The sequence below is a fragment of the Ruminococcus sp. Marseille-P328 genome (genome assembly GCF_964249465.1).
GTDB lineage: Bacteria > Bacillota > Clostridia > Lachnospirales > Lachnospiraceae > Blautia_A > Blautia_A faecis.
The window spans coordinates 42,823-54,861 of record NZ_CAXUBQ010000002.1; the positions used below are offsets into that span (position 1 = coordinate 42,823).

General features: G+C 45.2%; 11 protein-coding genes, 1 pseudogene and 1 riboswitch. Of the genes and pseudogenes, 8 read left to right on the plus strand and 4 right to left on the minus strand.

From position 1 onward, the window contains the following. From ACESTK_RS02170 to ACESTK_RS02190, 5 genes are all read left to right on the plus strand, one after another. The coding region (locus ACESTK_RS02170) for a hypothetical protein (protein WP_373118421.1) at positions 1-390 on the plus strand (390 nt) is incomplete at its 5' end. 13 nt (positions 391-403) lie between these two features. Then, positions 404-895 (plus strand): leucine-rich repeat domain-containing protein, encoded by a 492-nt coding sequence (locus ACESTK_RS02175; RefSeq protein WP_373118424.1) that lies wholly within the window; start codon positions 404-406, stop codon positions 893-895. Positions 896-1,356: 461 nt separating this feature from the next. Further along, positions 1,357-2,763: an MATE family efflux transporter gene (locus ACESTK_RS02180; protein ID WP_373118427.1), complete on the plus strand. Its 1,407-nt coding sequence runs from the start codon at positions 1,357-1,359 to the stop codon at positions 2,761-2,763. Between the two features lie 6 nt (positions 2,764-2,769). Beyond that, entirely contained in the window at positions 2,770-4,083 is a 1,314-nt protein-coding gene (locus ACESTK_RS02185) for a sensor histidine kinase (RefSeq protein ID WP_373118430.1), read from the plus strand. 3 nt (positions 4,084-4,086) lie between these two features. Continuing rightward, the gene (locus tag ACESTK_RS02190) at positions 4,087-5,103 is read left to right on the plus strand and encodes a GTP-binding protein (RefSeq protein ID WP_173716961.1); all 1,017 of its coding nucleotides are present in this window, start codon (positions 4,087-4,089) and stop codon (positions 5,101-5,103) included. Between the two features lie 17 nt (positions 5,104-5,120). Here the strand turns inward: ACESTK_RS02190 and ACESTK_RS02195 are convergent. From ACESTK_RS02195 to ACESTK_RS02205, 3 genes and pseudogenes are all read right to left on the minus strand, one after another. After that, positions 5,121-5,270: pseudogene (locus tag ACESTK_RS02195) on the minus strand (DUF6783 domain-containing protein); the annotation flags it as partial. A 61-nt stretch (positions 5,271-5,331) separates the two neighbouring features. Beyond that, the gene (locus ACESTK_RS02200; protein ID WP_373118433.1) at positions 5,332-6,660 is read right to left on the minus strand and encodes an amidohydrolase family protein; all 1,329 of its coding nucleotides are present in this window, start codon (positions 6,658-6,660) and stop codon (positions 5,332-5,334) included. A 146-nt stretch (positions 6,661-6,806) separates the two neighbouring features. Then, a riboswitch (purine riboswitch) is annotated at positions 6,807-6,903 on the minus strand. Positions 6,904-6,991: 88 nt separating this feature from the next. Continuing rightward, positions 6,992-7,102, minus strand: coding sequence for a DUF6783 domain-containing protein (locus ACESTK_RS02205; RefSeq protein WP_373118436.1), 111 nt, complete (start codon positions 7,100-7,102; stop codon positions 6,992-6,994). Positions 7,103-7,131: 29 nt separating this feature from the next. Between ACESTK_RS02205 and ACESTK_RS02210 the strand changes: the two genes are divergently transcribed. From ACESTK_RS02210 to ACESTK_RS02220, 3 genes are all read left to right on the plus strand, one after another. Then, positions 7,132-7,842 carry an acyl-[acyl-carrier-protein] thioesterase gene (locus ACESTK_RS02210; protein ID WP_195992601.1) on the plus strand — a complete coding sequence of 237 codons (711 nt, stop codon included), beginning with the start codon at positions 7,132-7,134 and terminating at the stop codon, positions 7,840-7,842. A 122-nt stretch (positions 7,843-7,964) separates the two neighbouring features. Continuing rightward, a complete protein-coding gene (locus ACESTK_RS02215; protein ID WP_173716963.1) occupies positions 7,965-8,933 on the plus strand; it encodes a Gfo/Idh/MocA family protein in 969 nt (322 codons plus the stop codon). An 81-nt stretch (positions 8,934-9,014) separates the two neighbouring features. Then, on the plus strand, positions 9,015-9,713 hold the full coding sequence (locus ACESTK_RS02220; protein ID WP_118583558.1) for an L-ribulose-5-phosphate 4-epimerase: 699 nt from the start codon (positions 9,015-9,017) through the stop codon (positions 9,711-9,713). A 133-nt stretch (positions 9,714-9,846) separates the two neighbouring features. On the opposite strand, the gene ACESTK_RS02225 is transcribed toward ACESTK_RS02220, so the two are convergent. Further along, positions 9,847-12,009, minus strand: a complete 2,163-nt coding sequence (locus ACESTK_RS02225) for a glycoside hydrolase family 3 C-terminal domain-containing protein (protein ID WP_368357079.1) — start codon at positions 12,007-12,009, stop codon at positions 9,847-9,849. Positions 12,010-12,039 lie beyond the last annotated feature (30 nt).

Sequence of the window (12,039 nt, forward strand, 5' to 3'; positions counted from 1 at the left end):
AAAACCAACGGCAACGCCGACGAACATGCCGGTACCAACGGCAACGCCGACAAACACGCCAGTACCAACAGCAACGCCGACGAACACGCCAGTACCGACAAACACGCCAGTGCCGACGAATACGCCAGTACCGACGAACACACCAATACCAACGGCAACGCCGACAAACACGCCAGTACCGACGAACACGCCAGTGCCAACGGCAACGCCAGTGCCGACGAATACGCCAGTACCGACGAACACACCAATACCAACGGCGACGCCGACAAACACGCCAGTGCCGACGAACACGCCAGTACCGACGAATACACCAATACCAACGGCAACGCCGACAAACACGCCAGTGCCAACAGCAACGCCGACAAACATACCTGCGCCGACTGGATATAAAGTGGGCACAACAGTGAAACATCCAGCGACAAACGGATATTATAAAGTTACCGCCACCGACACAGTAGAGTATATAAAACCGATAAAGAAAAAAGTAAGCACTGTCACAATTCCAGACAGCGTAAATCTAAAGGGCGCGAATTACAAAGTAACCTCAATAGCCTCCAAAGCATTCAAGAGCAATAAATACCTGAAAAAGGCTATTATAGGAAACAATGTAATCCAGATTAAGAGCTATGCCTTTTATAAGTGCACGAAACTCTCTTACGTACAAATCGGCGGCTCAGTAAAAGCGATCGGAAAACAAAGCTTTTATGGTTGCAAGAAGTTAAACGAAATGAGAATCTACACCTCCCGCCTGAAAGCCAAATACGTAGGCTCCAATGCCTTCAAAGGCACTCCATCCAGGATGAAAGTCTACGTCCCCAGGAAAAAGGCAAAGAGCTACAAAACGGTTTTGGTAAAACGAGGCATAAGCAAAAAGATTGTAATAAAGAAGATGTAGTATTTGTTTGTGTTATGGGGAGGTTTTCGAAGAAAGCTGGATCTTCAAACATCGAAAAAGCAATAGGCGGATCAAATTAATGTAACAAGAGAATATATAAGGGACTGTAATAGATGCGTGCTGCGTATGAAGTGACATTCATCTGTTATAGTCCCTTTTCTCTTGACATTTTTCCACGTAATGTGCAAAATAAACCTATAAAGTTCAAACAATTTCAGGAGAAATTATATCATGAGACAGGAGTTTTTACACTTAAAGGCACCGGAAAACTGGAGTTAGAAGACACTTTCCGGCCAGGATGCCCTACGCAGCAGTAACCCATTCTGCATAAAAACAACCTTCTAAAATGGGGACTGTCTGAATGTCGAGATTACCAGATTTCCATAAGAAATGGAACAATTTGTACTGACAGAACAAGAGTATTATAAAAATATGAATTAAAAAGAAAGTTGTGAAACAAAATGAAACGAATTGATTTTGAAAATGGCACGGTAACCAGAAACATTTTCAGCGCTGCAATCCCCATGCTGGTGGCGCAGATACTCAGTCTTTTATATAATATTGTAGACAGAATCTATATCGCCAGAATCCCTGAAGTGGGAACTACGGCGCTTGGCGCAGTCGGCTTATGTTTCCCGCTAATCGTGATTATCACTGCCTTCGCCAATCTGTTCGGCAGTGGCGGCGCGCCTGTTTTTTCCATAAACAGGGGCAAGAAAGACAACCAGAAAGCGCAGGAGGTGATGAACACTTCCTTTACTATGGTGTGCGGAAGCGGGATCATTCTGATGATAGCTGGTATGCTTTTTGCAAGACCTCTGCTGGTACTTTTTGGAGCATCTGAGGATGCTTTGGTTTATGCATATTCCTACATGATGATCTACCTGATCGGAACGGTTCCATCCATGATCGCTACAGGAATGAACCCATTTATCAATGCACAGGGATACGCGACAACTGGTATGCTTTCTGTAGCAATTGGTGCAGTCGCCAATCTGATCCTGGATCCATTATTCATTTTTGTGTTTGGTTTCGGAATAAAGGGAGCAGCTATTGCGACTGTTCTTTCCCAGTTTTTATCAGCTGCTTATGTACTACTTTTTCTTGAAAAAAGAGCGGAAATGAAAGCTCGGCTTTTGAAAAAAACAGAGCTGAAAAGCTGCAAAGAGAATGCAAAAAACATTGTCAGTCTTGGTACTGCAGGCTTCATTATGCAGCTGACAAACAGCCTGGTAACCATCTGCTGCAACAATGTTCTGGGGGTCACCGGAGGGGATGTTTACATATCTGTTATGACTATCGTATCCAGTGTCCGTCAGATGGTAGAGACGCCGATTTATGCTATAAATGAAGGAACATCACCTATTCTGAGCTATAATTATGGGGCAAAAAGACCGAAGCTTGTCCGCAAGGCAATGGTCACTCTGGCAGTAATGGTTCTGGTTTATACAGCAGTAATGTGGAACGTGATTATCTTTGTTCCAGATTATCTGATTGCCATTTTCAGCTCCGATAAGCTCTTGATAAAGGATGCAGTTCCGGCACTGAAAACCTACTTTGCAGCCTTTATTTTTATGGATCTGCAGTACATTGGACAGACTGTTTTTAAGTCTTTAAATAAGAAAAAACAGGCCATTTTCTTCTCGCTTTTGAGAAAAGTTTTTATTGTAGTTCCGTTGACATACCTGCTTCCCTACGTGTTTAAAATGGGAACTCACGGAGTATTCCTGGCAGAGCCGGTATCTAATGTAATTGGCGGAAGCCTTTGTTTCGTTACAATGCTGCTGACTATATTGCCGGAATTAAAGAGGCTGGAAAAGAAAAACGGAGAGGCAGACCGCCTCTCGGGGGACTTTAAAACGAGGTAAAAATATATGGAAAATACAATTATAATCGCAATTGTAAGTTTTCTCTGTATCCTGGCTCATGTCCCCACTCTGATCCTGCGAATTGTTCCGTTTCACGAAAAAATCTCAGATAAAGACAGGATCAGACTGACTGTAATCTATGCAATTGGTCTGGCTGTGGACTTCGGAATCTGCATGTGGGTGGGAAATTACCGGGAAATTGACGTGCCGTTTTATAAGATAAATCTGATTGCTTTCTGTATTGTAATGGCTGCTGTAAATATCTGGCTTGTCCCTGGATACACCAAGGTGCATTTGTTTGTATTTGGAATTGTGGCAGATATTGTCATGATTGCACTGTCAATCGGAGCTTATGTCAGTTCACTTTTGGGAATGCAGGGAAATGCGATTGGAATTGCAGAAACCAGCGCAATTGCAATTGTAGTGTATGCGCTTCTATATCCGCTGCTTAGCAGCCTGCTCCGTTATACAGTAACACCATTCCTTGAAATTGAATGCCAAAATTATTGGGAGACCTTATGGTTCATTCCTATTGCCATGTTTTTTTCCAGTATATTTTCAGAAGGAGTGGATATCTACACTACCACTTTTCCCCAAATGTTGAGTAAATGTCTGATCGGCGTCGCCACATTGCTGATTTGCTTTGCGGTGTCTTATGATCAGCAGCATTTTCTGAATGAAAAAGAACTGAACCGGCAGATCGATCAGCAGAAAGGCTACTATCATGCGCTCACGGAGCAGGTTCTGGCAGAACGTGAAGCACGCCATAATTTTCGTCATCAGGTAGCAGCTATTAAAGGTTTTCTTGATAAAAATGATATGGAGGGCTTGCGGGGATATTGTGATGATCTGGAACTGGAAGATATGGGAAAAGTAACAATTCCATATACAGGAAACGCCGCGGCAGACGGCGTCCTTTATCATTACGGCTGTATTGCCAGGGCGAAAAATATCGAGCTTTCCGTATGCTGCTATCTGAAAGATATTGCTATTCCGGATACTGATTTTTGTACAATTCTGGGCAATGCCCTGGATAATGCGGTGACTGCCGCCGGTCAGTATGAGGGAAAACGCTTTATTGAAGTTGCTACGGAGAAGAAACACGACATGCTTCTGATTACGGTAGACAATTCTTTTGATGGAATATTATTCCAGGAAAATGGGAAAATTTACTCAAAAAAACGGCAAAACAAACAGGAAGGAATCGGCATTCTTTCCATGAAAAAACTTTGCGAAAAACATGGCGGAGCCAGTCACTTCGAAGCGGTCGGCAACAGGTTCCAGGCCAGCTTTATATTGAAAAGTGAGGTTGAAGATTAAAAAATGGTTAAAGTTGATTTAATTACAGGCTTTCTTGGCTCAGGAAAAACGACTTTCATAAAGAAATATGCTGCATGGCTGATGAGTCAGGGGCAGAATATTGGAATTCTGGAGAATGATTTTGGTGCAGTGAATGTGGACATGATGCTGCTTCATGATCTGGAAGGTGAGAACTGCGAGCTGGAAATGGTTTCAGGTGGATGTGATGCGGACTGCCACAGAAGACGTTTCAAGACCAAGCTGATCGCAATGGGAATGTGCGGATATGACAGAGTTCTCATTGAGCCTTCCGGGATTTTTGATGTGGATGAGTTTTTCGATGCCCTTTATGAAGAGCCGTTGGATAAGTGGTATCAGATTGGAAATGTGATTACCATTCTGGATGCCAGACTGGAGGAGAAGCTGCAGCCACAGGCAGAGTATATTCTGGCTTCAGAGGCGGCTGATGCAGGTTGTATTGTTCTGAGCAAGAGCCAGGAGGCATCTGAGGAAGAGATTAGTGGAACTGTGAAACATCTGAATCGCGCACTGGAAAGCGTGAAATGCAAACGACGTTTTACGGAAAATGAGATACTGAATAAGAATTGGGAAAAGTTTACAGATGAGGATTTTCAGAGGATTTTCAACAGCGGGTATGTGATGGAAGATTTCGAGAAACAGTGTTTTGATGAGAAAGAAGGGTTCCAGTCATTGTATTTTATGGAGCTGAAGATTTCCGAGACACAGTTGGAGAAAGCAGCGCATCAGATTCTGGATGATCCGGAATGTGGGGATGTTTTCCGAATTAAGGGCTTTGTGAAATTAGAAGAAAATGCTGCCGCGGTAACCGAAAACGAAAAAATGAATTCGGGCTCCGCTCAGAAAGTGTCCGCCGACAATAACTGGCTGGAATTAAACGCCACCCGTAAAGAATTTTCCCTAAGGCCCATTTCCGCAGGCCAGGAAGTCGTGATCGTGATCGGGGAGAATATGAATGAGGCGCGGATACGGGAGTATCTGGGGACAGCGAATATTAAGTAACCGCCATATTGACTAGAGCGTGTTTGAAAAATTATTCCCGCAATCTGTACGCCCCACTTTGCGGGAGATTTCACCCGAATTCGGTTGCCGTAGCCCGCTACGGCGCCCTCATCCGAGCGAAATTTCCCACAAATTGTGACGCACATCTTGCAGAAAGCCTTTTTCAAATACGCTCTAGATTACCATTATTTAAGAAAATATCAAAGCGTAATTTTGAAAATCTGAAATTTAAATTACTTTCCGTCCCTGTACATATTTCCCAACCAAATTGCGGTCGTCGGACAGATAAACAAGCCTTTCCAGTCTGTCACGGGTGGAGATTTCCTGAGGATGACGGATATTGCTGTCGTCCAGGATCATGGCGTCGAATTCATAGCCTTTTTCGAAGCTGCCGACTTTTCCGAAGAAGGAGCCACCACCGATCGTAGCCATGTAGAAGGCTTCTTCCAGAGTAACCGGGGCCTGGGTCTGGTCCATCAGGCGCCAGCGGAGCTTGGAAACCTGGATGGCATCGGCAATTGCGCGGAACATGGAAAGGGAAAATCCACCGGCAACATCAGTTCCAAGACCTACGTGAAGTCCCATGTCAAGATAACGGCGGATGGGAGCGATTCCGGAAGCAATGTCGGTGTTGGATTCCGGGCAATGGGCGATGTAAACACCCTGGTCTTTGATCATCTGGATTTCCTCATCTGTGGAATGAACACAGTGGGCCATGATAGTAGGGCATGTATTGCTGCTTGCAGAAGCAGGATTGGAGACTTCTTCATTTGCTGCAGGTTTCGTTCCAAACAATCCAAACATATCATACGCATCCCCATAAAATCTGCTTGTGGGACAAAGCTCCTTTACCCATGCAATTTCCCCGAAATTTTCAGACAGATGAGACTGAATTGGAATGTGGTATTCCCGCTGGATTTTTCCCAGCTCGGTCATCAGCTCATCCGTACAGGATGGGGTAAAACGTGGGGTAAGGATCGGGTAGGTGTGGTCGTAACGTCCCTTGATCTCTTCCAGCCACTGGCGTGTATCCTGTGCAGAAGTCTGTGCGCTTTTCTCCTGAAGCTCCGGTGCTCCATTGCGATCCATATTTACTTTTCCAACCATAGTTGTCAGGCCGCTTTCCTCCAGCATGTCCATGAGAAGCTCCGTTGCCGGACGGTGCAAGGTGGCGAAAATGCAGGCTCTGGTGGTGAAGCTGTGCTTTAAGTCATCCACGAAAATGGAGTAAGCCTTTTTCGCATAGGACAGGTCAGCGTACTTGGCTTCCTGTGGGAAAGTGATGGTGTTCAGCCAGTCCAGCAGCTCCAGATCCATGCCGGTTCCGCGGTAAGCGTACTGGGGAGCGTGCAGATGAAGGTCAGTGAATCCTGGGATGATCAGTCGATCACCCATGTCTTCTACCGGAATGTCCTTATATTCTGCCGGAAGCTGGGAAAAAATACCAGCACAGAGACTGTTTTCACAGACTACATAAGAGTTTTCATGAAAAACAAGTTCTTTCTGATTCTTGCTGTAACAAATTGTACCTTTCAAAGCAAACAAATCTTTTTTCATATCAGACCATCCTTTCTGCCAGAGGCGAGGCAAAGTAAAACTCCGGGATAGTTTGCGGCTGAGAACGTACTGCCGGAAACATGCAAAATGTGATTTCGGGCTGATTCAGCAATAAAAAAACCACCCGGAAAATGCCATACCTACATACCTCTTCGCATGCAGCTTATAGACAACTATTAGGGTAGTTGGTAGAAACGTCCAACCAGATTATGGACATATATAAGCGTTTGCTGTTTTTATTTATACCTTTATTGTACATGGTAAAGGGTGCAGAATCAAGGGGATTTTCACAAAAAAAATCTACATTTTCATATCTTTATTGCTGGATTTGTTATATAATGAAGTAAAATTTGCGGACAAGAAAATAGAGCGTGTTTGAAAAAGGCTTTCTGCAAAATCTCCCACAAAGTGGGGCGTGCAGATTGCGGGAATGATTTTTCAAACAGGCTCTAGAATGGAGATTGACATAACATGAGTTACAGTTTTAAAGGCCGTGTCAGATACAGTGAAATAGGCGAAGATGGTTGCCTGACTCTTCCTGGAATTCAGAATTATTATCAGGATTGCTGCACCTTTCAATCTGAGAATATAGGGCAGGGAATGAAGGCGCTGGAGGAACGCCAGAGAGCCTGGGTGTTGTCATCCTGGCAGATTGTGGTGAACCGATATCCGGGATTGGGAGAGACGATTGTGGCATCAACGGCGCCATATGGCTTCAAAGGCTTTCTTGGAATGCGTAACTTCACTCTGAAAACAGAAGATGGAGAGCTTTTATCCTATGCAAACAGTATCTGGACCAATATTGATACAGAGACCGGTCTGCCGGCCAGACTTACAGACGAAGACACCAGAGGATACGAACTGGATGAAAAGCTGGAGATGGATTATGCGCCACGTAAGATTGCCCTTCCGGAAGGGATGGAAGCTCAGGAGTCTTTTGCAATACAGAAACATCATCTGGACACCCATCACCATGTTAATAATTGTCAGTATATCCGCATGGGGGCAGACTATCTGCCAGAAGGCTTTGAAATCCGCCAGATGAGGGCAGAATATAAGAAGCAGGCACTGCTTGGAGACGTTTTTTATCCGGCAGTGAAGCTGGAAATGGGAAAGGTTACGGTTGCGCTTTCCACGGAGAATGGCGAACCTTATGCGATTGTAGAGTTTATGTCTGCATGAGGTGAGACTATATGAATATCATGTGAGCGAAATAACTGTATCGCTTTAGAGATATCTCCATACAGGGAGGTCAGTTGAGAATGGCGAAACAGGAAATTTTATTAGAAAGGCGGTTTACATAAATGAAAATTGGAATACTTGGAGCTGGAGGAATTGCAGTTCAGATGGCGAAAACAGTAGCTGGAATGAAGGATGTGGAGAATTACGCAGTGGCAGCCAGAAGCTTTGAACGGGCGCAGGCTTTTGCCGAGAAATACGGTTTTTCCAAGGCTTATGGCTCTTATGAGGAAATGCTTGCAGACCCGCAGGTGGATCTGGTTTATATTGCAACCCCTCATTCCCATCATTATCTTCATGCAAAGATGTGCCTGGAGGCAGGAAAAAATGTGCTTTGTGAAAAGGCGTTTACTGTAAATGCAGACCAGGCAAGAAAGCTTTTTGCCCTGGCGAAAGAGAAAAACCTGCTGATCACAGAGGCAATCTGGACCAGATATATGCCATCCAGAAAGATGATCGATGATATTATTTCAAGCGGTGTGATCGGTGAGGTGACAGCTGTTACAGCCAATCTGAACTATGCCATCAGTGAGGTGGAACGTATCCGTAAGCCGGAGCTGGCAGGCGGTGCGCTTCTGGATGTTGGTGTTTATACCATTAATTTCGCAAGCATGGTTCTTGGGGATAAGTTGAAGGATGTACAGGCAACTGCTATTTTCCGTGAAGGTGTGGATATGCTGGATACGATTGCTATGGTATTTGAAGGCGACCGCATGGCTACCTTGCAGTGTGGTGCCCGTGAAATTTCTGACAGAATGGGAAGTATTTTTGGAACCAAAGGTTATATTCAGGTGCAGAATATTAATAATCCGGAGAAAATCACAGTGTTTGACAAGGAGCATAAGGAGGTTGCAGCTTATTTGCCTCCGGCACAGATCACAGGCTATGAGTATGAGGTTGAGGCCTGCGCCAGAGCAATCGCACAGGGCGAAAAGGAATGCCCGGAAATGCCTCATGATGAGACTGTGCGTGTGATGGAAATCATGGATGGAATCAGGAAATCCTGGGGCTATGAGATTCCGCTTTATGAGTGATGAAATTTTATGAAAACTATAAGATACAAGTTTTTATGAAAAATATAAGACATTTGCATGTATAAAAAGGAGGATACAGCTATGCTTGAAAAATTAAAAGAAGAAGTTTACAAAGCAAATATGGACCTGCCGAAATACGGCCTGGTTACTTTTACCTGGGGAAATGTAAGTGGAATTGATCGTGAAAAAGGTCTTTTCGTAATCAAGCCAAGTGGTGTGGAATATGAGAAACTGACACCGGAAGATATGGTAGTTGTAGACCTGGAAGGTAATAAAGTAGAAGGTAAATATAACCCATCATCTGATACTCCGACCCATGTAGTTCTGTACAATGCTTTCCCGAAGATCGGTGGAATCGTACATACTCATTCCTCCTGGGCTACCAGCTGGGCACAGGCCGGCCGCGCAATTCCATGCTATGGAACCACTCATGCTGATTATATTTACGGTGAGGTTCCATGCGTCCGTAATCTGGATAAGAGTGAGATTGCGGAAGCTTATGAGAAGAATACTGGTATTCTCATTGCCGACTATTTCAAGAAGAGAGATTATGAGGCTGTTCCGGCTGTTCTTTGCAAGAATCATGGTCCTTTCACATGGGGCAAGGATGCGCACGAGGCAGTGCATAATGCAGTAGTTCTGGAAGAGGTTGCCAAGATGGCTTCCCGCTGTGAGCTGATCAATCCGAATGTGAAACCTGCTCCGCAGGAGCTTCAGGATAAGCATTACTATAGAAAACATGGTGCAAATGCTTATTACGGACAGGAAAATATTGAGTGAAAACTGAGATGAATTGTGTGACCGCTGTTTGTACTTTGAGATAGGTATGAATGGCGGTTACTTAATATTCGATGCTTTTAAAGGAGTAAAAATATAAGACGAACGACTAAGATAGTAGTTCGCCTTATAAAGATCATTTACTATATTCAATTTCCACTGGTTTCACACCTGTAAGTTCCACACTTCTCTCGTCCGGCTGTGTACAGCCAACGTAAATATGGAAGTGGCTGCCGTCCTCTGTTCTTGCTCCAGTTTCATCTACTACGGTGAAGGCCTTTGGAGCAATGGAAAGTGTGACGGTTTTTGTTTCGCCTGCTTTCAGGAAAACAGGAGTGAAAGCAGCAAGCTCCGGGTTTGGAACGGCCAGAGAAGAATCTGCATTCTTTATGTAAACCTGAACCACATCCCGGGTATCAATTGCGCCCTGGTTGGTGACAGTGGCCTGGATTGTAACTGGTGCTGCTGTGGTATTAGTGCCGCTTTCGAAACCTGCCTTGCCGGAAACACTTGTACCATTTGTGTCGGCTGCGCTGTTTTCGCTGACAACTGCATCTGTCACTACTACCTTCCCATAAGTCAATCCATATCCAAATGGGAACTGCGCCTTATTCTCCATATAGCGGTAAGTACGTCCCTTCATGGCATAATCTGTAAAATCCGGAAGCTCTTCCAGGGTATTGTAGAAGGTCACTGGTAATTTGCCGGATGGGGAGACATCTCCGAACAGTACTCTTGCGGCGGCTTTTCCACCTTCAGCACCTGGGTACCACAGAACCATCACTGCATCAAAATGTTCTTCTGCATAAGAAAGATCAATGTCACTTCCTGCCATCAAGCAAAGAACAACCGGTTTGCCGGATTCAGCCATGGCTTCCATCAGATCCAGCTGAACCTGTGGAAGCTGCAAGGTCTCTTTGTCACCGGAAGCATAGCTGTTTCCGGTATCTCCTTCTTCACCCTCCAGTGTTTCATCAAGCCCCACGCAGAGAATTACGATATCGCTGTTTTCTGCAACGATTTTCGCTTCCGCAAGTCTGTCCTGAGTAAAAGCAAGATGCTCGGTGCGGTCGCGGAAAAGGTCACATCCTACAGAGGCAAGCACACGTACATCATCTCCAAGGTAATCCTGAATACCTTCCTGGATCGTGCAGTAGCGGGAAGCTGTACCGTGATAATTGCCTACCAGAGCCTTACGGCTGTCTGCATTTGGTCCAACGATTCCAACTGTTTTGATCTTCTCTTTGTTCAAAGGCAGGATCCCATTGTTTTTCAGAAGTACAAAGCTTTCTTCAGCAGCTTTTTGGGAAAGTGCCAGATGGGCAGGTGACTCCACCTCAGAATAAGGAATTTTGTCGTATTCCGTTTCTTCAAATAATCCCAGCAGATATCTGGTAGTGAAAAGGCGGATGGCGGATTCCGTGATGGTATCCTCGGAGATCAGTCCTTTTTCATAAGCTTTCAAAATGTGAAGATAAGTGTTTCCGCAGTTCAGATCGCAGCCATTGTTCAGTGCTAATGCAGCCGACTCTGCCGGGGTGCTGGTTACCATATGATGCTCGTGGAAATCCTTGATGGCCCAGCAGTCGGAAACGAAATATCCCTGGAAGCCCCAGTCGCCGCGAAGTATTTTCTGAAGGGAAGGACTTCCGCAGCAGGGCTCTCCGTTGGTGCGATTGTAGGCACCCATGAAGCCTTCCACGTCCGCTTCTCTGGTTAAAGCTTCAAATGCTGGGAGGTAAGTTTCTTCCATATCCTTCGGAGTTGCGATTGCGTCAAATTCATGGCGGATGGCCTCCGGACCGGAATGGACTGCAAAGTGCTTGGCGCAGGCAGCGGCTTTCATAACTTTGCCATCGCCCTGGAGCCCTTTTACAAAAGAGACTCCCAACTCTTTCGTAAGGTAAGGATCTTCACCGTAAGTTTCATGTCCCCGTCCCCATCTTGGATCACGGAAAATATTTACGTTTGGCGACCAGAAGGTAAGACCTTTGTAAATGTCACGGTCTTCTTCCTGGGAATATGCATTGTATTTGGCACGACCTTCGGTAGCAATGGTATCTGCAATCTGTCCCAGAAGTTCGGTGTCAAAAGTGGCGCCAAGTCCAATTGCCTGCGGGAAAATTGTGGCCTGTCCGGCGCGGGCAACTCCGTGGAGCGCTTCATTCCACCAGTTGTAGGCGGGGATGCCAAGCCGCTTGATTGCAGGTGCGTCATAGCGTAGCTGACTTGCTTTTTCCTCTAAGGTCATCTGGCTGACCAGTTCGGTCGCTTTTTTTCTAGCCTTTTTTCTATCCATAATGTTTCTCCTTGTTGCGAATTCATGGTG

Bases quoted from the DNA above. Each gene is read 5' to 3' on its own strand.
- ACESTK_RS02200 (WP_373118433.1), bottom strand. From the start codon at position 6,660: ATGAAAAAAGATTTGTTTGCTTTGAAAGGTACAATTTGTTACAGCAAG.
- ACESTK_RS02210 (WP_195992601.1), top strand. From the start codon at position 7,132: ATGAGTTACAGTTTTAAAGGCCGTGTCAGATACAGTGAAATAGGCGAA.
- ACESTK_RS02185 (WP_373118430.1), top strand. From the start codon at position 2,770: ATGGAAAATACAATTATAATCGCAATTGTAAGTTTTCTCTGTATCCTG.
- ACESTK_RS02180 (WP_373118427.1), top strand. From the start codon at position 1,357: ATGAAACGAATTGATTTTGAAAATGGCACGGTAACCAGAAACATTTTC.
- ACESTK_RS02190 (WP_173716961.1), top strand. From the start codon at position 4,087: ATGGTTAAAGTTGATTTAATTACAGGCTTTCTTGGCTCAGGAAAAACG.
- ACESTK_RS02225 (WP_368357079.1), bottom strand. From the start codon at position 12,009: ATGGATAGAAAAAAGGCTAGAAAAAAAGCGACCGAACTGGTCAGCCAG.
- ACESTK_RS02215 (WP_173716963.1), top strand. From the start codon at position 7,965: ATGAAAATTGGAATACTTGGAGCTGGAGGAATTGCAGTTCAGATGGCG.
- ACESTK_RS02220 (WP_118583558.1), top strand. From the start codon at position 9,015: ATGCTTGAAAAATTAAAAGAAGAAGTTTACAAAGCAAATATGGACCTG.